The sequence below is a fragment of the Pirellulales bacterium genome, assembly GCA_019694435.1.
Taxonomy (GTDB): Bacteria; Planctomycetota; Planctomycetia; order Pirellulales; family JAEUIK01; genus JAIBBZ01.
Map to the genome: position 1 here is coordinate 205,140 of JAIBBZ010000004.1, position 23,974 is coordinate 229,113.

Genomic DNA, 23,974 nt, shown 5'->3' on the forward strand with positions numbered 1-23,974 from the left:
CCCTAAAGTCTGTCTGGCGGCGGGCTATCACTGCAGGCTTGTTGAATAGGGGGAGTCGCCTCGAAGTGTCCGGCAGCGGCGCCGCGGAAGTGCGCCCCAGAATTGACAATTGTCCCGCCTCAGCCATAAAGTTGCAGTTGAGCCCTGTTTTTGTGCGAGGCGCTGATGGGTGGTCGTTTGCAATCTGGCCCGCGCAACGCCATGCGATGCGTGGTTGCGCTGGTGCTCGTGCCGGCCTCGCTGTTGACTGCGGTGCCGGCGCAAGCGTGCCCTTGCGGTACGCACCGCGCCGCAACGAGCGGGCCGCCCACATGCTGTGGCCGCCCGTGCTGTGCCCAGCGCGCATCGGCCGAGGACTGTTGCTGCCGCGCTGGCTCGCACCGGCGAATTGCCGTGCAGCTCAATTCCGGATCGCCGGCGGTCGGCCAGCCTTGCGCGTGTGCCCACGAGGGCCAGGAAGTTCTGCCGGCGCTGGTTTCGAGCCTCAAGTTCCAGGCATCGGAGCCGGGGCTTCTGGCACCATCTGGCACGCCGGTCGCAATCGTCGATACGGTTGCCGTTCTGCAGGCCAGGTTGCAACGGGCCATGAGCCACGAGCACGGGCCCGCGCCACCGGACCTCGTGGTGACGCTGCGCCGGTTGGTCATTTGATGCTCTCGGTGCGCCTGCTCTTTGGCGCACCTGCACGGGTAGCGGCGAGCGCTGCGTATTTCCCTGCGCTCACGGCCTGATCTTTCCTGTTGGCAATCACCGATTGGTTCGTCCGCGCACCATCGCGGTCGTGGACGCCTCGTAAGAGGCAGCCGTGCCAGGCTGGCGGGTTAGCGCCCCTTGGTTTGGCTGGCTTGCGTCACGGCTGCCTCTTACGGGCTGCGTTGTGAAAGGATCTCCTGATGCCGAACGATCACCCATCGTCCGAAGTCCCCTCCGCGGAGGACGCCGTCTCGCTCGAAGATCGGCAAGCCGGCCTGCACGCGCCGCCGGAGCTGCGCGGGCTGAAGAAGATTTGGTGGTGGTTCCATTTCATCGTGCTCGTGAACCTGGCGCGGCTGCGGTTCGTGGCCATTCTGGCGCTGATTGGGCTGGTGGTCACGCAGTGGGACCTGCTGATGTCCTACTACGACCGCTGGACGCGACCGGACCTGACGTCAGCGCAGACTGCCAGCGATGTCGAGTACTTCTGTCCGATGCACCCTTCGATCATTCGCGACAACGCCAAGGAAAAGTGCCCGATTTGCTTCATGCCGCTCTCCAAGCGCAAGCGCGGCTCGAACACGGCCGAACCTTTGCCGGCCGGCGTCGTGAATCGCGTGCAGCTCTCGCCGTACCGGGTCGTGCTGGCCGGGATCCAGACGTTTCCGGTCGAATATCGGCCGCTGGTCAAGGAAATCTCGGCCGTCGGGTACATCGAATTCAACGAGCGCGGACAGCGCACCGTCTCGGCCCGGGCCGCGGGACGCATCGACACGCTGTTTGCCAACGAGACGGGCAAGATGGTCAACGCCGGCGATCCCCTCGCCTCGCTTTACAGCCCCGACCTGGTGGTGACCGTCGAAAACCTGCTCGCGGCTCAGCGGGCGAACAACGCGCAATTGCTGGCCAGCGCGCGAACGCGCCTCGATCGCTTGGGCATCGGCGCCGATCAAGTCGATGAGATCTTGTCGGCCGGCCAGGCCAACACCCATCTCAAGATCGAATCGCCGATCAGCGGTCACGTGATCACCAAGTACGTCCGCGAAGGACAGTACGTCGAAGAAGGCACGCCGCTCTACGACCTGGCCGACCTGTCGACCGTCTGGATTCAGGCGCAGATCTACGAAGACGACATTGCCTTCTTGCCGGCCGGCTACGAGCACGGCGGCGTGCCGCGCGAGGGCGAGGCGCTCGACGTAACGGCCACGACCCGCGCTTTTCCCAACGAGCAGTTCCACGGCAAGCTCGCATTTATCTTCCCGCACGTCGACCAGTACACGCGCACGATCACGGTCCGCTTCGAGCTCGACAATCCCGGCCACAAGCTCCGTCCGGGAAGCACGGCCACGGTCGTGCTCAAGGTCAAGCCCGAGGCCGTTCCGGTCTTGGCCGACAACCTCACCGCACCGGAGGCCGTCGAGATGCTGCACGCAGGCAAGGTGTTGGCCGTTCCCGACGGCGCGGTGATCGATACGGGCAAGCAGCGGATCGTCTACCGGCAATCGTCGCCGGGCGTGTACGAAGGTGTCGAGGTCACGCTGGGTCCGCCCATGTCCGACGAAGCGGGGGCGACGTTCTTCCCGGTCTTGACGGGGCTCGAGCCGGGCGAGGCGGTCGTGACGAGCGGGTCGTTTCTGGTCGACGCCGAAACGCGCCTGAACCCCGCGGCCGGCTCGATCTACTTCGGCGGCTCGAGCGGCGCACAAGGCGCCGCATCGACGGCCACCGTGCGGCCTTCGACGCCCGAAGACCCCGAGGCGCAGATCGCGGCCGCCCTCGCCAAGCTTTTGCCGGCAGATCGCGCACTGGCCGAGGCGCAGCGATTCTGCCCGATCTTGACCGACAGCCGGCTCGGTTCGATGGGCCCGCCCATCAAGCTCGACGTGGCCGGTCAGCCGGTCTTCGTCTGTTGCAAGGTCTGTATCAAGCAAGCGCTGGCCGATCCCCAGGCCACGCTCAAACAAGTCGCGGCACATCGTGGCCGCGCTGCGGACGACAACGCTCCAGGGGCTCAGCCGTAACTCGATTCGCGAACGGAGGTAATTCTATGAACCACGTCAGGACCGCTTTGGTGTTGGGGGCCGCGCTCCTGCTCGCCGGTTGCAGCCGTGCACCGGTCGATCAGGCCCGGCAGTATGAGATTCGCGGGAAAATCACGGCGCTCGACGCCGCGGGACCCACGGTGACGATCGACCACGAAGACATTCCCGGGCTGATGCAGGCGATGGAGATGGAATTCAAAGCCAGCGGTTCCGGTGTCCTCGCGGGGCTCCAAGTCGGCGATGCGGTGCAAGGGCATCTCGAGGCCCGCGACGGCGAACAAGTGATTGTCGATCTGCAGAAACGCTAGGTTCGTGAATTGAGATGATCGAACGCCTGATCGAACTATCGATCCGTAACCGCTTCCTGGTCTTGATCGTGGCCGGGGCGCTGGCCGTGTTGGCCGTCTATGCGACGCTCAACACGCCGATCGACGCGATTCCCGACCTCAGCGAGAACCAGGTGATCGTGTTCACGGATTGGCCGGGCCGCAGCCCGCGCGAAATCGAAGACCAGGTCACCTATCCCCTGTCGCGCAAGCTGCAGGGACTGGCAGGCGTCCAGGCGGTCCGCTCGTCGAGCGAGTTCAACTTCTCGATGATCACGATCATCTTCGAGGACGCGATCGATTTTTACTTTGCCCGGCAGCGGGTCACCGAAAAGTTGGGGCAAGCGGGCACGTTTCTACCGCCCGGGGTCGTACCCTATCTGGCCCCCGATGCGACGGCGCTGGGGCAAGTCTACTGGTACACGGTCGAGACGAGCCCGGGGAACCCGGTCGAGCCGGGCCGGCTGTGGGCGCTGAACAAGTTCTACATCGCCCCCCAGCTCAACGCGGCGCCGGGCGTGGCCGACGTGGCCATCGTGGGCGGAACGCCGCTGGAATACCAGATCGACGTCCGTCCCGACGAGCTGCGGGCCTATGGCATTACCCTCGGCGAACTCTACGCGGCCGTGTCTCGCAGCAATATGCCGGCCGGCGGCGGCGTGGTGCAGAAGAATAACGCCGAGTACATCGTCCGTGGAGTCGGCTGGATCAAAGATCAGCGCGATATCGAGAACACAGTCATCCGTGAAATCAACGGCACGCCGATCTACGTCAAGACGATCGCCACGGTGCAGCTCGGGACCCAGTTTCGCCGCAGCGTCTTCGAGAAAGATGGCAACGAGGTGACCGGCGGTGTCGTGCTCATGCGGCACGGCGAGAATCCGCTGGCGGTGACCGAGCGGATCAAGGCGAAGATTCAGGAGCTGCAGCCAGGCCTGCCCGAGGGAGTGCACATCGTCGCGGCCTACGACCGCACACGCTTGATCCATGGTGCCATTCACACGCTGACCGAAGTGATGTGGCACGAAATGGTGATCGCGTCGCTGGCGATCCTGTTGATCCTGATGCACGTCCGTAGCGTGTTCGTGATCTGCGTCACGTTACCACTGGCCGTGCTGTTTTCGTTCCTGCTGATGTGGGTCTTGCGCGTCCTGGGAATCATCGACATTCAGGCCAACATCATGTCGCTGGCCGGGATCACGATTTCGATCGGGATCCTCGTCGATCAGGCGATCGTGATGACCGAGAACGCGACCCATCACTTGAAACGTCACTTTGGCGACCGCCCGGTGACGGGCGACCTCCGCGACCTGGTCGTCGAACCGTGCCGGCAGGTGGGGCGGCCGATCTTCTTCTCAGTCATGATCATGCTCTTGTCGTTCGTGCCCGTCTTCATGCTCAGCGGCCGCGAGGGCAAGTTGTTTCATCCGCTGGCGTTCACCAAGAGCTTTGCCATGCTGGGCGTGGCACTGATTTCGGTCACGGTCGTGCCCGCCTTGATTCCCACGTTCATCAAGGGACGCCTGCGCAGCGAGGAAGAGAACTGGATCGTGCGCAGCTTTATCAATATCTACAAGCCGCTGCTGACCTGGGCCCTGCCGCGACGAAACCTGGTGATGTGGGCCTTCGCCGTGCTGCTCGTCCTGGCGGCCGGAATCTTTCCGTTGCAAGCCGTGGTCGGGCAGGGGGCCTCGGAGACGGCCTGGCGCGCGGCGTTCCTGGCCGTGTTCGCGCTGGTGTCTGCGCTGACGGTGCTGTTCACCCGCGGTTGGCCTTGGCAATTGCTCTCGCTGGCGAGCCTGGTCTTGATCGGCTTGTGGGCCTACCAGTTCCCGAAGATCGGCGTGGCCTTCATGCCCGCCTTGGACGAAGGGGCCACGCTCGACATGCCGGTCACCGTTCCGCGGGCGAGCATCACCCAGGTGGCCGACGATCTGAAGGCCCGCGATGCGCTGCTGCGGGGCTTTCCCGAGGTCGAATCGGTGATCGGCAAAGCAGGCCGCGCCGACACGCCGACCGACCCGGCCCCTTTGGACATGGTCGAGACGTTCGTCAATTTCCGGCCCAAGGAACTCTGGCCCAGGCGTGTGCTGCGCTACGACGACGCGGCGGTGCAAACCGAGCGCGTGCTGGCCGGCCTCGAGGCCGCCGGCTTGGTCGTCAAGGCGCCGCACGCCGAGGACCGCGCGGCGCTGATTGTCGAAGCGAGCCAGAAAGCGCTCGAACGCTTTGACGAAACACAGCGCGAGTTGGCGCTGATGCGCTATCAAGAGTTCGAACAAGAGTTGCAAACGCTCCTGGTGCGGTATGCCGTCGATCAGGTCGTCCGCCAGGTTCGCGCCACGGGCCAACTGGCCGGCCGCACCGAAGCCGATGTACAACCGCACGCCGATGCAATGGTCGCGGCGCTGGTTCCCGTCTATGGCCCCTGGTTCGTCGAGGCGCCGGCCCTCGAGGATGCGACGCGCCTCGCCCAGGATATCGTCCGTCGTCTCCAAGAAGACGGAATCGTCACGGACCCGACACGGGCCCTGGAAATGCAGGCCGGTGTACAGGGTCTACTCGGCGGCCAGCGTTCGACGCTCGGCGAGGTCTTGCTCGACTCGATCGAGCGCCGGCGCGAGGCCCTGTGGCTGGAGCGCACGCAGCGGATCAACTGGGAACTCTTCGATCGCGGGACCGAGGCCTTTACCTGGTATGCGCTCGAAGAACTGACGAAGGGGGCCAAGAACGTGGCCCTGGTGCGCGGCGCCGCGCGTGCCGCGGAAACGTTGCGATTCGTCGACGCGGCCCTGGCCGTGCAACTCGGCAAGCCGCACGAGGCCGCGGCCTTCGAACCGTTCGGCGCGCTGCGCGCGCAGCTCGAGAAGCCCTTTCGCGAGTCCGTGTTCCTGTGGCCGCGCAAGACGGGCCCCAAGGGCGATCTGGTCGACGACGAGATGGGCCGGATTCTCCAGGTGCCCGGCTGGAGCAATATTTTCACGCAGCCCATCATCAATCGCATCGAGATGCTCTCGACGGGCGTGCGGACCGACATCGGCGTCAAGGTGTTCGGACCCGACCTGGAGACGATCAACCACGTCTGTAAAGAAATCGAGACGGCCCTGAAACCCGTCAACGGTGCCCGCGACGTGATCGCCGCGCCCATCATGGGCAAGGGTTACGTGCAGATCGACATCGACCGCGAGCGCGCCGCGCGCTACGGCATCTCGGTCGAGGACATCCAGAACGAGATCGAGGTGGCCTTGGCCGGACGTGCCGTGACGTATACGGTCGAGAAGCGCGATCGCTTCCCGGTCCGGATTCGCTATGCCCGGAGCGATCGCCAGGACGAAGAGAGCATTCGGCGATTACTGGTCAGCGTGTCCGCGCCGGGCGAAGCCGCTACGTCCATGCCCGTGGTTCTGGGCGAGCGGCGCAGCCCCGAGGCCAAGCCCCCGCACGGCGTAGCGCCGCCGCATGCCTCATCCGGCCGGGCGCTGATTCCCCTGAGCGCCGTGGCCGACGTTCAAATCGTCGAAGGGCCGGCGATGATCAAGAGCGAAAACGGTCGATTGCTGAACTATGTCACGCTCAACGTCCGCGGCCGGGATATCGTCGGCTTCGTCGACGAAGCCCAGCGCGTGGTCGCTCAGAAAGTCAGGCTGCCCGAGGGGGTGCACATCGAGTGGAGCGGCGAATTCGAACACCAGGTCCGCGCGGCGCGCACGCTGCGGTTCGTGTTTCCCGCGGTGATCGTGCTGATCTTCATCATTCTTTACCTCACCTATAACGATCTGGCGGACGCGGGCCTGATGATGCTCGCCGTTCCCGAAGCGCTCGCCGGCGGGGCGTTCTTCATGTACCTGTTCCCCAAGATCATGCAGGGCTGGGAAGCGCCGCCCCTGGATTTCAGCGTCGCCGTTTGGGTCGGCTTCATCGCCTGCTTCGGCATGGCGACCGAGACCGGCATCATCATGCTGGTCTATCTGCGCGAGGCGATCGAGAAACGTGGCGGGCTCGAAAAGATCTCGTCGCTCGAAGAGTTGCGCGAAGCGGTAATCGAGGGCGCCGTCCACCGCCTGCGGCCCAAGCTCCTGACCGAAGGGGTCGCGATCATCGCCATCTTCCCGATGGTGTTCGCCAAGGGCGTCGGCGGGGAGATTCTCGCGCCCATGGCGCTGCCGGTGTTGGGCGGTCTGTTGATCTCCGACGAAGTGGTCGACTTGTTCCTCCCGGTTCGTTTCTATTGGGTCCGCCGCGCCCGCTGGCTGAAACTGCACGCCAAGCACCAGGCCGCAGCGCCGGCCGCCGCTACGGCCCCCTGATCGACCCGCGCACGGGGTGCCCGCCACGCTGGTCTCGCCGCCGAATCGCTACCGCCATCGTCGGCAAAGGGGACCGCGGGGATCGATCGAGCAGCTCGTTGATCGAACATGTCCGCAAGCCCTTCGCACTGTTGAGTGGGCCGTCCGCTCTCCCCGCGACTGGCGTTCAGCGAACCAGGCATCGAGTGGGTGCGCCGGCAGATCGTCGTCTCCGTCGGTGCCTGCGACAGACCGCAACGGCCTTGTCCACGCGGGCAGCAGGCCAGCGTACGGCGCGGGCCAAGTCACGTTAGGGCGAAGAATTCAAAGTGCCGAACGATGTATTCCGCCGCTGAAAACGGCGATGTTATTTGCTCGATCGGGGGCCAAGGCATGGTTACGATGCGCTACGTCTACCCGCAGTCGGTTGAACGCCATCGGGGAGCTGCGCTCATGAATCTCACCCGTCGTAGAGTGTGCCCTTGGATTCTGATCGCCTGCTGTACGGTGGCGCAAGCGCGCGCTGCCGACGTCTATGATGCGGTCGCCGATTTCTCGACCACCGAGAACACGGACACCAGCCGGTGGTCCTACCGGTACCAAACCGGCCTCGATCGCAACGGGGTTTACCCGCTCCTGACCGCGTTTGCGCCCACGTTTGGCTTCAGCCCGACGAATCCTGACGCCTGGTTGGTCGCCGCCGAATCGCCGATCCCTGTGGTCGGTGTGAACCAAACCGGGGGCGACCTGACCTACCTCGCCGGAGACCCGGGTTTTCCCTACCCATTTACCTGGCCCCAAGGCGCCATGCTGGTCCATCCGGGTCCCTTCGACCCGGGGCTCGTCGTCGTGAGTTGGCTCAGCCCGGTGAACGCGCATCTGTTGATCGATTTCAGCTTCAGCGATCTCGACCCGAATGCCGGGGGCGTCAATTGGTTCGTCGAGCGCAATAGCGGCGCCGATACCTTGAGCGCCGGGAGCATCGACGTGGGCGAGTCGACCGGACCGCTCAGCCTGCCGCTCACCGCGGTGAATGCCGGGGACCGGATCAATTTCATCGTCGATCCGGGCGACGATCACAACTTCGATTCGACCCGCCTCACGGCCACAATCACCGTGGTGCCCGAACCCTCGACGGCCATGCTCCTCGGACTGAGCGTGCCGTTGCTGATCTGGGCGTTTCGGAGCCAGAAACAGTCGCGCCACCGCTAGGGTCGGCAGGCGATCGCCGTCCCCAAGCCGCGCCTCTTCAAGCCTTGGCGCAGGGACGGCAACACGGTGCAACCTCTCCGCCGGCCGGCGGCTTGCGTTTCAAGGGCTGCCATGCAATCTGCCCGCGGCGCTTTGCTACTCTACCAGCTCGACGGGCGTCGGCGACTCGGAATGCGCGTGCTTCCACCCTCCGCCGTGCACGAACTGCTGCCAGCCCCATTTCAGCCAGCGCAGCAAGGCCGCCGTCAGCCAGAGAGCCCACGCCAGCATCGCATATCGATAGAACCACACGGAGATTGAGACCACGTAAGGTTCGGGCAAGTTCAGTCCGCTGCGCGGCTCGAACCACTGCAACCGCGAGCGCAAGGAATCGTTGCCCACGATGAACATTTCCGGCTGGCCGAGCAGTCCTTTGCTCGCCACCACGACAAGGACGCCCAACGCGACAAAGGTCAACAACACCAGCCCTGTTTGCAGCAGGTTGAACCTGACCTTCGGTATCTGTTCCGGGGCTTGTTTGCCGCGCCATGCCAACAGGAACAGCCAACCGACGACGATCATCGCCGCCACGATATTGACTTGAGTCAAGCCGATCGCCAACAGCACCCACTCGATGCGACGCAGCGGCGTCAGGGCGGCGCTTCCCAAGGCCAGCGCGGCCAGGATGGCCACGGCCAGCACGACCCAAAAGCGTACGGCCGGTCCGCGCTGCGGCCCTTGAGCCCAGAGCACCCACCGGCTATCCGGCACGTTCATCACGGTGGTGATGTTGGCCCCCTCGACCGGTAGGGCAACCTTGTCGGCCTGGGCAACGGTGTCCAACGGCGTGGCCGTCCGCCAGGCGAGGGCGACCACTTGCTTGCCAAAGTGCGCCGGCACCAGCAGCTTCTCGCCTTCGCGCCGCACCGGTAATTCGCGGTCGTCGAGCGTGAGCGACGTGATCTCGGCCTGCGGTGAGAGCACGATCGCGAATTCGCTCCCCAGGCTGCATTCCAGCTCGAGTCGCAGGTTGTTGTTGCGTTGTCGGTCCCCCAGCGAGATCTCGTGCTGAACACTCTGCACGGTGACCGTGGCGCCGCTGACCGCTTGCGGCTGCTTGAACGACAAAGTCACTTCTTCGCCCGGCCAAGGCTGCCAGGTTGGAATTAGTTGCTGCTGATTCGAATCGAATACGGGGACCAAACCCGCCAGCGAGACGTCCCAAACCGGCGAGGCGACCAGTTGCCATTGCTCCACCCATTGCTCGTTGTTCTGCGCGCTGAGCCGGATGCTCGGCGCGTTCGCGAGCTCGCTGTCCCAGGCAAAACTCGTCTCCCCGGCCGCGAGTCTTACTTCGATCTGCCCGCTCTGCTCGACCAGGTTCGACGTGAGCACACTTTCGCCAGGCAGCAGGGGCAACTTCAACGAGATCGCCTTGGCCGGCGACGAAAGCCGCGTCACCGTATTGTGGACTCGCCAGACGAGGCCGATCTCGAGCTGCCGCTGCACGGCAACGATCGGGTGAAAGTCTTTCCGGTCGTAGGCCGCCTGGCTCGCGGCGGCCTGCTGCTTCTTCGCGAAGAACACCTGCTTCTCCGGAACGCCATTGGCACCCACGCCCGTCACATTCCAATCGGGTGCGTCGACGGTCACCTGGCGAGGCGTGAGCAGGAACGTCCATTCCCATTCGCTGCTTTCGGCCAGCAGCCCCTCGACCACGACCTTGTGCACTCCCTGGGGCACGATCGCCCACAGGTATCCCTCGCGGCGCGAAACGGCCACTTCGCGCGGTTCGCCGTCGATCTTCACGGACAGCGGCGACCACGTGGGCAGCCCGCCAGGGAGTGGGACCGCGACGTCGAACGCCGTGTGGATTTCCGCGTCGAGCTTGAGCCGTCCGTCGCGAACTTGCAGCGTCGCCGCGGCAATCTCGGCGGCGTGAGGATAAGCGTCGGACGTTGCCAGCAATCGTTCACGCAGCGCATTGAGCAGTTGCGCATCGGGGATCGGGCCCAGCGGCTTGTTCGGTTCTTGGGCCTGGCACAGGCCAGGCGATAAGCCAATCGCCAGCAGCATGGCGGCGGCAGCGGCGCGCTTCGAGAACCAACCGAAGATGCCGCCGAGCCGGAAGGTCCGGCTCCCAGGTACGCTCAACAAGATCGCCACCAGCGCCAACAAGAGCGCGATTCTCACGGCGGTGAGCACTCGACGCCAGAACAGCGAGATCAGGATGGGCTGGATGCGCTGATCCGCCGTCACGGGGCCATTCCATTGGCAGTAGACCTGGTTCCATGTCCAACCGGGTTCCGCGGGTCCCGTTTGGATCTTCGACGTCGACACGTATTTCAAATTCTCTTTGATGGCGTCGTTCTGCATGCGCGAAGCGTACGCTTCCTGACCAGCTTCCTGTGTCGCGCTGCCGATTTCGTTGACCGCCGCTTGAAAGTCGGTCTGGAACGACGGGAAGAACATGCGCTGGCTATAGGGCGTACCGGGACGTTCCAGTTGGGGGTAAATCGCCGTCTGCACTTGCTGCGCAAGAAACGGAACCAGGCACACCGCCAAGAGTAGCAGCGCGGCGTACTTCCAGGCCGTGACGAACCGTAGCGCGAAGCCCGCGGGGATAACCCGTAGGAGTGCCAGCGGCAGCAACAAGAACAGCCAGGTGTAGCGCGGGGCTCCCGGCTCGTGATAGGCCAACCCCAGCGCCAGCAATGCCACGAGTCCTGCTCGAACGCCCCAGAGCCGCAGCAGCGCCATCGCAAAGATCAAGAGCACGAACAAGTCGAGCAAAGTCCAAGCGTTCAGCCAGTCTCCCTCGACGTGGTCGGCTCCCAAGACGGCCAGCGCCCGCCATCCGGGCGGCAGGGCCAACGTGAGTTGCAGCGAATCGGCCGCCGTATTCCAGCCGGTTGCCGACAGTTCGCGCGCTTGCGGAGTGCGGCCAATCGCTTCCATCTGCAGGTTGCGGTTGCGGATTTCGACGCCATGGGTGCCCGTCTGCGGATTCGCCGTGACGAGTTGCCCTTCGCCATCGATGCGTACGGCGCCCAATTCAACTCCCGGGGCGACGTCCAGTCGCCAGATCTGTTGCAGCTGCCCACTGATCGTGTCGCGATAGGTGAATCCGCGCCCGTCGTCGTCGAGCCAGAAGCGACGCTCGATGCTTAGCCCCGGGGGATGCAACGAGCCCATGCCGCGCATTTTTTCGACCAACTGGAATGGCGTGTTCGTTTGCCACTCGTACACGGGCAACGCGCGCCATTCCTCAGGAAACGTGGTTTGCATCACGTCGACGGCCTGAATGCCGGCAATTTCGGCCGAACGGATCGAAGACTGGGCCTTCCAGCCGATCAATTCCATCTCGGTAATGGGTTCGGCCCCGGGGGGAAAGCGGAATTCCGCCAGATCGGTCGTGCGAAAGGCGTCGATGGCAATCGTCCAGTTGCCCGCGCGCACCTGGGCCTTGACGCGCCCTTCCTGGTCGATCGCCACCGGGAGCGGACTTTCGACGAACGAAAGCTGCCAACCCTCGGGCAGGATCCAACCGAGCGTTTCTTCACGGCTCTTGCCGGAGACCGCCAGCTCGATCCGAGTCCGCAGCCAGATCGGTACTCCATCCTCGATGACGCGATAGACGCGTGGCGCGAGGAAGTCCTTCTCCTCGGCTTCGGCGCGCTGGCGCTTCAGCCAGACGTCGCCGTTGGCATCCCAGTTGGGAAGCTCGATGGCCTGGCCCTCGACGACCAGCGACAAGATGCCCACTTCCGGCGGCAGCGCGATGCGTTGCGGCATTTCCTGCCACTGGAACTCACCGGAAAGCTGTGTTTGACCGGCGGCGAGACGCACAAAGGGTTTTCCCTCGCGCTCTAAGACGGCGACCGGCTTGCCATCTGCGAGGACGTTCAAGGGCCACGTCTCGGGGCTTCCCGGCAACGGCACCCAACTCTCTGCGAAGACGTTGACCGCGATGGACCACGTGGCCTTGTTGGGCTCGACGGTCAGCGACAATCGCGACGGCCAATTGCAGATCCGTTGCTCGGCGCTATTGAACAGGGTTGGACAAGCGAGGTCCTTGTTGGGCCAGGTGACCCACGCCTGCCAGGGCTGGAGCACGTCGGGAATATCAAGCTCGTCGGCCTGCGCAACTCCCATTACCGACAGAATCGCGCAACACAGCGCGGCGCTTCTTGACAGTCTTGTTGTCCGCAACATGGCCGACTCCTCTTGCTTGCCATCTAGAGCATAGCCCACCAGTGGGGAGGCGACATCGCGACGGACCGCCCTCATCGGCCCACGTACAACTCGCACGCAATTACTGCGAGTTGATTTACCGCTGCAGAACGCGTCCGGGGCACCCGGCGGAGAAGCTGTCGGCCGTGGTCCAAAATCGCAAGTCTGTCACTTTCGATTCGGACCGATTCTCGGCGGGCAGGTCGTACTTGCTAGCAAGGACTCGGTGCCCCGACGCGATTGCAGGAACGGCGCAAACCACGGACCGGTCGCCGGCAAGATTCCGGTGGTCTGCCACGAGGTGCCGCGGCCACCGGTGCCCCGGGCGACATCCGGTTTATTCGTCGTCGATCAGGGCCCGAACGAATTTCAGCTCTTCGATCATGAGCGCTGTCTGTTCGCTCGCCGTGAGTGTCTTGCCCAAGATCAAGTTGGTTGCTTCCTGATTGCTGCCTTCGAGCGCGGCGAGCTGCGTTTCGAGCGCCTGCTCGGCCCTGGTCGCCGCGGACTGGTCGAGGTAGTACCAGACCATCAGGTTGAAGACCTTGTAATAGGCGTCGCGATCGGTGGCCTTGGCTGGCGTGGCCAATTCCAGGTTGTTGCGCTGCAGATAGGCCAGCAGCGCCTCGACGTTGCCCGACTTGAACGTCTCCGCCGGCAAGACCTCGGTCGATCCGCCCGCCGAGATGAGCTGGTAGACGGTGCAGATCAGCTTTTCAATGTGCCGTTGGCCGTCGCAAATCTGGCGATATTTCAGGCCCTGATCGATGCCTGGCTCGCGCGGAGCCTTGGCCCAGGCGCGGCGGTATTCGCTGAACGCGGCATTCAGCGCTGCCACTGATCGGCGCAGCTCGGCATCGAGCTCGGGCGAGACGCCGCGGCCGGAGCCGAGTTCGACGAGCAACTTGGCGCGCGCTGCCTCGATCGCCGCGCGGTGTTCCTGCCACGGCTCGTCGCGCAATTCCACGGGCCAATCAACGTCGATCGGCGGCTCGTTGAATCGTCCTACCGCCTTCGGACCGAGCGTCTTCGTCTGGTGCGACAGCTTGGCCACCACGTCCTCAGGGATTTCCGTCTGCGTGTGCGCGGAAAGCGGCACGGCATAGTCGGGATTGGCCCGGCGATTGAGCTCGTTCTGATAAGCCGCCGGTCCGATCTGGGCGAGCAAGGCGTTCAGCGCCCGGCCCGATTCGATTGCCCCGCGGTTCTTTTCCGGAAACTGCAAGAGCTGAAAAATCTCGTTTTCGCGGTGCTTTTGCCATTGCTCGACGATGCGGGCCACGGCCCGTGGCTTGTCGATCTCGTCGCGTTCGGCCAGTTGGAACTGCACCTGGGTCCACTGGCGCACCTCGTCCAGGCGTGCGCGGATCGCGGCCATCTTCGCTTCGTTGTCCTGGCGCAGCCTCTCTGCGGCCTCGATCCGCTTGGCATTCAGCGCGGCCTCGAGGTCATCGGCCGCCACCGGTAGAGATTGCCAGGTGCCCAGCAACAGTCCAGCCCAGAGCAAGACACGCAACTTCAAGTTTGTGACTCCTATTTCGGAGATCAATGCGATTCGTTTGGCGACGCCAGCAGTTCCTGCAGACAATTCACCGGGACCACGATCACCGTCTCTCCGGCGGACTGAACGCAGCCCACCACGCGGCAGGAGGCGTCGAAAACGGGGGCCCCCACGACGTTAGCGACGGGCCCTTCGGCGATCGGCGCAGTCGCCCGGCAATGCAGGCGGCGCGGGGCATCAGACGAATCGCGATCCACCCGTTCGACGGTCTGGCGAATCACTACGTACTCGATCGAAGCCGGATCGTCCTTCCGCGACGGCTGACCGGCCAGCAGCGAAAGCTTCGTGCCGCGCGTCAGGCCCGAGATGTCCGTCGCGACTTCGCATGCACCCTCCAGCTCGGATTCGAGCGTGACGCGCGCAAAGCCATCCTTGGCATCGGACATCGTTCGGTAGCCAAGTACGGCCCAGTGCGAGTGAGGACCGAAGAACGCAAGTGTCGCTTCAACCTTCCCATCCTCTTTAGCAGCGGCGTCGAGCTCCTGCAGCCTCTCCGCGGGACAGATCACTTCTCGGGACGCGCACGCCCAACCTTGGATCTTCACCTCGGAGAGTAACGGCGAGACGCCACCAACCTGGGCGCCCAACAGCACGACGGCCGGGGCATGCTTGAGCACGGCCGCATCGTCGGGCCATTGCGACAGTACGACCGGCGGCGGCAAAGACGCCGCGGATGAAGGACTCGCGGGTGCCGGACTCACCTTCGGCGCCGCTGTGCCGCCAGGCCCCGGCGATGCAGGTGGCACGCCGTCGGTGCTCGACCGCGACATCGCGGCCATTCCCAAGATCAGCAGGGTGCAAACCACGCTGCCGGCAATGCCAGTCAACCAAGAGATCGGCGAGCGAAAGCGGCTGTGGACATCGTCGTGGTTCGGGGGCGCGGGTACCTGGATCGTGGGTGCCCGGGGAACGGCTGCGTCGCGCGCGGCCGCATCGAGTGCTGCCGAAAGGGCAGCCGGCGGCGAGGCCTCGAGCATCGTCGCCGCGCGCACCGGCTCGGGCGGCAAGGCAGCCAACAACTGTGCGGCGCTGAGCCGATGCGTCCCTAGAAAGACCTGGTCAGTGGCTGCCAAGGGGGCGCGGGCAATCTTGTTCGCCAGATCGTTGATCGCGGTCCCATTGGTCGAGCCCAGATCGACCAGAAAGACGCGCCCGCCGATGCGCTCCACGCGAGCATGGCGCGCAGAAACCATTTCCAAGGCAATGACCACGTCGTTCGAGGCGTCGCGCCCGACGGTGATCGACTGGCTCGCCACGGGCCAGGGCAGAGGCACATTCTGCCCGAGCGTCACGGCGTCGCCCCGGCGCACGAGGCATGGGCCCGTTATGCGCTGCCCCGCTACGAAGGTCCCATTGCGCGAGTCGAGATCCTCGAGCAGGAACGCCTGGCCGCGCTCGGTCAGGCGGCAGTGCCGGCCCGAGACGATCGGCAGATCGACCTGCAGGTCGCAGTCGGGGAGGCTGCCGATGATCCAACTCCGCTCGCTCATTGCGTCCTCTCAATTGCCCAGTACACGCACGAGGAACCGTTGTTCGCCGAGCAGAAAATGGCACGAGCGCTCGACGCGAATTCGCTCGACGCGCAGCCAGACGCCATTCGGTGAGCGGTTGTTCTCGATGAACCACCGGCCCGTGTCGTCGCGCGCGATCCGCGCGTGGCGCGCGCTGGCGAACGGATCGTCGGGCAGCGTGAGCTGGCAGTGCTGCGCGTCCTTGCCGATCCAGATCTCGTCGGCGGTGATCACGTGGCGCGGGCCTTGGCCCTCGTGGTCGAGTTCGACCAAGGTCGGCGCCAGATGCAGGCTCGCGCCGCTGGACCAGGGGCGCGTCGTCTGGTCGACGCGAGCCGGTTTGCCCGGTTCGTCCGGCGGCGGATTGTCGAACCGCAGCCGCGTGCGGCCGATCAGGAATTGCTGGCCGTGCTGCAGCAGGGAATGTCCGACGCGGACATAGGTGCCGTTGGTGCTGCCGAGGTCCACCAGGTACCAGCGCGATTTGCCAGCGTGCAATTCGCGTCGCAGAGCGGCGTGCCGGCCGGAAATTTGGGAATCGTGCGGCACCAGTAGATCGCCCGTCGCGCGGCCGATCACGAATTCTTCCTGCCGAATCCGCACCTGCTGGCCGTCCGCGCTGCCGTCGTCGAACACCGTCAGCACCGCCATGCTGGGCCGCTCGGTCGGATGGAACAACGGCGGCGCATCGTCGGCCGGCGCGGGGGCCTTGGCGGCGGCCCGCGCCGGTGCCAAATCGGGCGACGGCGAAACAAGCGCCTGGGGACTCTCCTGGGCTCGGTATTTCAGCAGTGCCCGCTGCACATCTTCGTCGGTTTCGAGCCGGGTACCTTGTTGCGCCATGGATGCAATTCGATGGGTCTGAGAGGACTTGGGTTGCGAATGACGACAGTTCCAGGCGGAAACGGGACGCTCTATTCCCACTCGCAGACGAATCCAGGCTTGGCCGGATCGGACGACGGTAGGGAGTGCCATTTCTTTCTCCATTCGATCGACAAGGCGCCGAAATCTTGCCCCTTGCCAGAGTTCGGCTCGTCGCGCCCCCAATTGGCAAACTCCAGAGGGCGGCCGTCGATCCACATCCATTGACCTGGTGCCTGCTCGTCAGAGGCACCGATCCAGGTCCAGGTCTTGCCGGATGCACGAATCAGTGGCTCGACGAAGTCCTGCTCTTGCTGATCGGCGATCGTCCATAGATGCCCGCCCAACTCTGCGCACCGATCGCGTGCTTCATGCCAGGTCAGCTCTTCGGCAAAGAACTGATAGTAGTGTCCGCGAGATTGCTTGGCGTCCTTGGGCGCAACCAGTTGCAATCGCTCGGCACGCAGCGCTGAGACCTCGCTGGCTTGATCGAGCTTCTTCTCCAGGCGTTTGATCAATTTGTCGTATGTGGCGAGCAGCCGATTGCGCGCCTGGCCCGTTTCGCGCCTGTACTCCGTGGCTTTGACGATCGTCGGCAGGGTACCGGACTGTTCGAAAACCGCCAGTTCGGCGGCGATCTTCGCGGCGTCATCGCTCTTTCCCGCCTTGACGGCTGCGGCCTGGCGCTCGGTCAACAGCGCAACCAGCTTCGTACGCTGCGTGGCCGTGGTCGACTCATAGTCCCGCTTGGACTCGTCCAGTTCTTGACGGAGTTTTTGCTCGGCGCTGTCGGGCCGTGCTCGCGTGGCGGCTTGCTGCTTAGGCAGTTCGCGAATCTGGATATCGGCGAACTCGACGCGCGACCCGTGATTCTGCAGTCCGATGAAACCGCGGTCGCGCACGATGCCCGGGAATTGTTGGGCTTGCTGGCTGGACGCATCGAGCTGCGTGGAGACGACCTGCGAGCTGTTGAGGAACACGTCCAACTGGCTACCCTGGCTGCGCACGCGCAGCGATTGCCAGTTGCCGGCCGGCAGCGAAACGCGAGGCGCAGCCGCGACCAGGCCGTAGATGCTCCCGCAGTATTGCTCCGGACGGAGATTGGCGTACCGCGGGGCAGCATCGTCGAGCAGTTGAACTTCCAGGTAGTCGATCGCCGGCCTGCCTTGACGCGGTGCACGCAGGAAAATGCCGCTATTGCCGGCCGCAGTCAGGCGAAAACTGAGTTGCAGTTCGAAGTCGGAATACTCGGTCGTAGTCGATAACCAGCCGCCCCCTTCACCGGTGCAGACGAGTTTGCCATCTGCGACGCGCCAGGCCGTCGCCGCCCCGTCGACCACTTGCCAGCCGGCAAGGTCCTGCTCATTGAACAGCGGCGTGAATTTGGGCTCCGATCCGGACTGCTTCTTCTCTTGAGTCGCAGGCTCGGGCGAGCTGGCCGTGGCCGTCTTGTTCTCGGTCTTCGTCTCGGTCGCGATCAGCTTTCGCACCGCCAGCCCGCCGCGTTTGACGAGCAGGGCGATCGCCCCCTGCTCGGGCAGGTTCTGCCGGTCGTAGGTCGTGCTGCCCGCCTCGTTGTCGTCGACCGTGATGCGAATCCGTTGCCCGGACATCTCGACGCGCAGTGCGGTCGGTTTTCCCGCCACGAGTGGCACACGGTGCAGAGCGATGCCAGCGGCTTCGGTCGAGTTGACGTCGGTGCCCATGACGGCCGTGGGCCCGGTCCAGGTGTCGTCGCGCTGGGTGGCGCGAAGCACGAGCCAGGCTTCCGTGTCCGGCTCGGCCACCGCTTCGAAGTCGAACAAGAAATCCTTGTAGTCCGTCCGCTTCGAGAGCACCTGGTTGCCGGTGCTGCCAGCCAGGACAGCCAGGTCACGGGGACCTTGCGCGGTTGCCAGGGGCTGGGCGATGGTCCAGGTCTCGCCGTCGACCGGCGAGGCGCCCGACGGCAGCGCGGGCGGTCCCTCCCATTGCGGTGTGCCGCCGGGCGCCTTGACGCGCACGTTGCGAAATCGGGCCGCCGTCGCCCAGGTGCCCAGTGCCACCCGTCCGCGCCCGTAGCGCGCGTCGGTGTTCTCGACGACAAGTTTGCTGTCGCGGAAGCACTTGCAACTGGCGCCGCGGACCTCGATGCGGACGGCGTGCCAATCGCCGGGCGCGATGGCACCCATGCTTGCGCCGGGAACGCGCTCCTCGTCCCTGGCTGGCATACGCAGGTCGACGTCCTGATAGTCGTAGCCGCATGTGCCCAGACGCAGCACGCGGTGCTGTTCGGCCGACTGGCCGTTGAAGCTGGCGTAGATGAAGCCGCGATCGCCCTCCGTGACCTGGACGTCGAACTCGAAGTCGTAGTTCTCCCAATCGGGTTCGCCAAAATAGAGCGAGGCGACTTGGCGTGACGTTTCCGCCTGGACGAGATCCGCACCGTCCACGGTCCACTGCCCGTTGAACACGTGGGCATCGCGCGAGCCATCGTTGGGTATCGGGGCCACCGGCGCGGGCGCCGTCGTGGCGGCGGCCGGCTCGTCCTGATGCAAGATCGTGCCCTGGCCGGTGACCTCGAAGACTTCGAGGGAGTGGACGTCGATCGGCATCTTGCTCACGACGGCCAGCGATGGGCTGCGCTGCAGTCGCTTAAACGCTTCATGCTGCGAGAGTCGCTTGGGGTCGACCGTCGAGATCGCAACTCCGTCGAGAAATAGCGCAAATTCCTGGTCGCGTACCCGCAGGAGTAATTCGTAGGGCCTGCCAATCACGAGCCAGCGATGTGAGCACCGTGCTGTCGACGGATTGTTGATGGTTTCCCGATTGTCGACGAGGTCAAAGCCACCCACCGTGTTGCCATAACCGCCGACAGTGGCAGCGAACCCGCGTTCGGGCTCAAAGTCGATGAATCCGGCGATTTCGATGTCCTGCGTCGGTACGAAAACCATCCGAACATCGAATTCGCGCGAAGGCCTGTAAGGACACTCGATCACGCGAATGTCGCCGATCCCGCCGGCCGCTCGCAAGACGCCGTCCAATTGGCTCCAATCGCCCGATATCCGGTCCCGCTCGGCGCGAACTTGGTCGAGCAAATCGATCCGTCTCGCGTCGCGCGGAATCTGAATTTCGGGTATTCGAGGTGTGGCCGTTACGGCAGTCGTTTCATCAGGGAAAATGAATTCAGGCTCGGCCCAAACCGCGTGATCGCGAAAAGCATTGCCCAAACTGTCGACCGCTAGTTCGAGGCGCTTGGCACCTGTCGGAAACTCGATTGCGATTCGCTTCGGCTCACTGACATTGTCTGCGGGGTCCGAGAAGAACGCCTCGCGGTCGTCGACGTGTGCGACGAACCTCCACTTACATTGTGCATCGCCCGTCTGAGTCCCGGTTCCAAAGGCCCGAAAACCGATGGCGCCCCGCGGAATGTCGTATTGGATCATGCTCGGGGCATGTGCGAAGAGGTAGTTCTTGCAGGGCCTGCCGCCGAGCAACACAGGCCAATGATCAGGGTTGCAATTCTGCGCCACGTGAGACCAGGCGACGCTCCACAAAACGGGCTTGTACTGCGTAACGCCCCGGCTTGCGCCCTTACCAAGCTTCTTGACCGCCTCTTGCAGCTTCCCCGCCTGGGCTGCCATGTCCAACCGTTCGATCATTCGTCCGTTGCCGCTGATCTCCTTCACTTCGATGCGGTGGACCGTCACCGCACATCTTGACGCCAACCCCAGGCGATCGGGCCCGCAATGCGCCCAGGAATCGAAAGTCACGTCCTCGGGCTTTCCCGCGAAGCGGCAGATTTCCTCGCCATCGAGTGAGGCGTAGACGACTCCCTCGCGCACCGACACCACGGAAGTATGCCGCTTTTCCGGAACCAATGTCTGTTGCTGCTTGCGCGAGGGAGGATTGCGCCGCCAGTCAAGGAACCAGAACTTGCAAAGGGTGTTGTTCTCGTCGCCAAGATTCCAGTCAAATGTGCGATCGCCGAACACGAAACGCTGCACCAGGCCGACACCTTCGACACTACCCTTCGCGTTGGCATGGACAGTGAAGTCGACCGTGTAATCGTATTCCGAGGGCGGGCGGTAGGGCAAACGCAGCGAAGGTCCGCCGGGCTCGCTGACAATCTCGCTGCCCTTGCGTTTCCATTCGCCATCCACGACGTCACGTTCAAGATCGACCCTCTCGAGCAGATTGACTACGCGCTGGCCGGCCGCACTCGGTTCGGCTGTCGCCGCATTGGCCAGCTCGTCGAACTTGATCCGCACTTGTTGTCCACTTAGTTCGATCGTCGCGCTCGACGTCAAGATAACCACGCCGTTGCGGACAAACTTCATGCGATGTTCACCCTGGGTCACGGCCTCGATCTCGATCTGCTCCTGCTCTCGCGTCAGCCTGACCTTTTGGTCGTCGACCTGCACTTCGACATCGACCGGCAGGTTTTCGATCACAATCGTCCCGTCCGCCGTGCGCAGCTTGATCACCACGGCGCCGATCGAGATCGCGGCAAACAAGCCGGCGACCGCCAAGGCCGGCCAGAGCCACCGCGGCGGCGAGCGCCGTGCGCCGCGCACGCGGGGCGACGGCGCCGGTTGTTTCGCGGGCTGCGGGGCCAGGGCCATCTGGGCCAGCTCCGCCAGCATGTCGGGCGTCTCGCCGGGACTGGCGGGCGACGCGGCGGGTGTCTTGGGGCCGGCGACGATCTCGCCGCGGCCGAACGGGGCCAGGCCCTCGGCTACTTCGCGCGGCGTCTGCGGCCGCTCGGCCGGGTCCTTGGACAACATCCGGTCGACCAGCGCCGACAGCTCGGCCGGCACGTCGTCGCGCAGCTCGGCGAGCGGACGCGCCCGTTCCTGCTGGTGCGCCAAGAGCACGTTGAATTCCGTGTCCAGGTCGAACGGCGGACAGCCGGCGATCAGGTAGTACAGCGTGCAGCCCAGGCTGTAGATGTCGGCCCGAATATCGGCCTTGGCCGCGTCACGGGCCTGTTCCGGAGCCATGTAATGACAACTGCCCATCGTCGCGCGCTCGCCGGTCAGACCATCGCCGGCCTTGCGCGACTCGACCAGCTTGGCCAGGCCGAAGTCGAGAATCTTGAGCTTGCCGTCGGGCGTGAGCATCAAGTTGTGTGGCTTCAGATCGCGGTGGACCATGCCTCGATCGTGGGCGTGCTGCAGGCCGATGGCAGCCTGGCGGATGCAGCGACAGGCGGTGTCGACCGGCAGCCTTCCCACCTGGGACAGTAATTTGTCGAGGCTGCGGCCCGGCACGTACTCCATGATCAGCGCCCACAACTTGCCGAACTGGTCGGCGTCGTAGGCGCGGGCCACGTTGGGGTGGTCGAGCTTCGCAGCCGCGATGACCTCGCGCTTGAAGCGGTCGAGAGCCTGCGGATGCTCGATCAGGCTGGGGCTGATGATTTTGATCGCCACCTTGCGCTGCATCAGTTCGTGATCGGCCTCGTACACCGCACCCATTCCGCCACGGCCCAGCAGCCGCACGACGCGATATTTCGACTGCTCGAGCAGCTCGCGCGGCACGGCTGCGGAAGAAGAATCCGGCGAGGGGGCCACAGACGGAGCTGCCGAGGCCGGCGACGGCCCCGCAGATGCCGCCGCGGCGAGCGGCCGGGCCACGGGCTGTTTGGGCCGCTGTGGTTGGGCAACGGGTTGCGCGGGCTGGGCCGGCTCGGGCAACACGGTCGAGCTCCGCGACAAGGCCGGCGTCGATTGTTGATCAAAGCTCGCCGCCGCGCGATTCTTGAGTGCGGCGGCCAGGGCGTCGCGCGGGGTGTCGGCCAGATACTTGCGGCACGCCTCACATGCCGTCAGATGCTGGGCGACCTGGGCCTGTTCGTCGGCCGCCAGCCGCTTGAACGCGTAGGCCGCCAATCGTAATGCCGAAGGATGGGCCTGCTTGTCCGTCTGCATCGCGCGCGGTTCCCTGCTCTCGGCGTCGAGTGCGGCCTTACGACAACAACACCACTAACAAACAAATTAACGACGTCAACAGCGGAAGTACGACGGCCGGCGTCCAGAGGCGTCGCCACCCGACGCGCGTGAACGCGGCGGCCGTCGCGCGCAAGGCGCTCGCCGTCCTACTCGTCACGCGCCGCGGCGGCTCCGGGCAGGCATCTTGTTTGCGCGATCGTGGATTTGCGCCCAAGTACCGATCGAGCGCGTCGGCTAGCTCGCGCGGCGACTGCAGCCGGGCGGCCGGATCCTTGGCCAGCAGCCGACCGATTAGTTCGGCAATGACCGCCGGCGCGTCGTGGCGCAGCGCCCTGATGTCGGGCGGCGGCGCTTCCTGGTGCTTGGTCACGATCTCCAGCGGATGCTGACCTGAAAACGGCGGAACACCGGCCAACAGGTAATAAAACACGCAGCCGAGGCTATAGAGATCACTGCGAATGTCGGCGCTGCGCGCGTTGCGCGCCTGTTCCGGTGCCACGTAGTTGGGTGTGCCGAGCATTTGGCGGTCGCGCGTCAGCCGCGGCGTCTGGTTCCGCTCGCGCATGTAGCGCCCCAACCCAAAGTCGAGGATCTTCACGCGGCCCTGGGGCGTGACCATCAGATTCTGCGGCTTGAGGTCGCGATGGATGACGCCGCGGCGGTGAGCATGGTCGAGCCCGCCGGCGATCTGGCGCACACACCGACAGGCCTCTTCGACACCGAGCGGCCCCTTCCGCGTGACCAGCGCGGCCAAGGTCTCTCCCTCGACATATTCCATCGCCAGCATGGCCATATCGTCCAACTGTTCGGCGTCGAGCACCCGAGCAATTGCCGGGTGGACCAATTGGGCGGCGGTGCGGGCCTCCTGAATCAGCCGGGCCTGGGCCTCGCGCGGATCGCCCCGATCGAATCGCGCCACCTTGAGCGCCACGGGCACCCCCAGAATCTTGTGTTCGGCCAGATAAACCGTACCCATCCCGCCCAGCGCCAGCCTTCTCTGCACGCGAAACCTGGCGTGGCCGACGAGACCGGCGGGAATCCCGTCGCCGCGATTCGGCTCGGCCGGCAGCAGGGCCGGCCCGGCGCGGCGCAACTGCTCGACGAACGCGTCGACCGGCGCCGCCGCGATCACCGCCTGGCACTGTTCACAGGTTTCGACGTGGCGCTCGACGAACGCGGCGCGCAATGGGTCGAGCTTGCCGACGGCATAGTCGGTCAAGTCGACGTCCGGGGGGTGCCCGTTTTGCGTTGGCTGCACGACTGCCCTCGTTGAGTCGGCGGCGCAGGATGCCAGCAGCGGCGCGTGTGTCTCGGGCGGTCGCCGACCTGCACGCGCG

At 64.8% G+C, this 23,974-nt stretch carries 10 protein-coding genes; 4 read left to right on the forward strand and 6 right to left on the reverse strand.

Features of this window, described 5'->3' with window-relative positions:
* Nucleotides 1-893 precede the first annotated feature (893 nt).
* The 4 genes from K1X74_05945 (at nt 894) to K1X74_05960 (ending at nt 8,559) form a co-directional block, all read left to right on the forward strand.
* Nucleotides 894-2,714: an efflux RND transporter periplasmic adaptor subunit gene (locus tag K1X74_05945; protein MBX7165874.1), complete on the forward strand. Its 1,821-nt coding sequence runs from the start codon at nt 894-896 to the stop codon at nt 2,712-2,714.
* A gap of 26 nt (nt 2,715-2,740) precedes the next feature.
* Complete coding sequence (locus K1X74_05950) at nt 2,741-3,043, forward strand: copper-binding protein (GenBank protein MBX7165875.1); 303 nt, start codon at nt 2,741-2,743, stop codon at nt 3,041-3,043.
* 14 nt (nt 3,044-3,057) lie between these two features.
* Nucleotides 3,058-7,368: an efflux RND transporter permease subunit gene (locus K1X74_05955; GenBank protein MBX7165876.1), complete on the forward strand. Its 4,311-nt coding sequence runs from the start codon at nt 3,058-3,060 to the stop codon at nt 7,366-7,368.
* A gap of 432 nt (nt 7,369-7,800) precedes the next feature.
* Entirely contained in the window at nt 7,801-8,559 is a 759-nt protein-coding gene (locus K1X74_05960) for a PEP-CTERM sorting domain-containing protein (protein MBX7165877.1), read from the forward strand.
* A gap of 135 nt (nt 8,560-8,694) precedes the next feature.
* Here the strand turns inward: K1X74_05960 and K1X74_05965 are convergent, their stop codons facing one another.
* The 6 genes from K1X74_05965 to K1X74_05990 all read right to left on the reverse strand — a co-directional run bounded on the left by K1X74_05965 (nt 8,695) and on the right by K1X74_05990 (nt 23,895).
* On the reverse strand, nt 8,695-12,693 hold the full coding sequence (locus tag K1X74_05965) for a hypothetical protein (protein ID MBX7165878.1): 3,999 nt from the start codon (nt 12,691-12,693) through the stop codon (nt 8,695-8,697).
* A 415-nt stretch (nt 12,694-13,108) separates the two neighbouring features.
* A complete protein-coding gene (locus tag K1X74_05970) occupies nt 13,109-14,293 on the reverse strand; it encodes a hypothetical protein (protein MBX7165879.1) in 1,185 nt (394 codons plus the stop codon).
* Between the two features lie 23 nt (nt 14,294-14,316).
* Nucleotides 14,317-15,822, reverse strand: a complete 1,506-nt coding sequence (locus K1X74_05975; GenBank protein MBX7165880.1) for an FHA domain-containing protein — start codon at nt 15,820-15,822, stop codon at nt 14,317-14,319.
* A 9-nt stretch (nt 15,823-15,831) separates the two neighbouring features.
* Nucleotides 15,832-16,686 (reverse strand): FHA domain-containing protein, encoded by an 855-nt coding sequence (locus K1X74_05980; GenBank protein MBX7165881.1) that lies wholly within the window; start codon nt 16,684-16,686, stop codon nt 15,832-15,834.
* Between the two features lie 71 nt (nt 16,687-16,757).
* Nucleotides 16,758-22,616: a DUF1080 domain-containing protein gene (locus K1X74_05985; protein ID MBX7165882.1), complete on the reverse strand. Its 5,859-nt coding sequence runs from the start codon at nt 22,614-22,616 to the stop codon at nt 16,758-16,760.
* 37 nt (nt 22,617-22,653) lie between these two features.
* Nucleotides 22,654-23,895, reverse strand: coding sequence for a protein kinase (locus K1X74_05990; protein ID MBX7165883.1), 1,242 nt, complete (start codon nt 23,893-23,895; stop codon nt 22,654-22,656).
* Between the last annotated feature and the right edge of the window lie 79 nt (nt 23,896-23,974).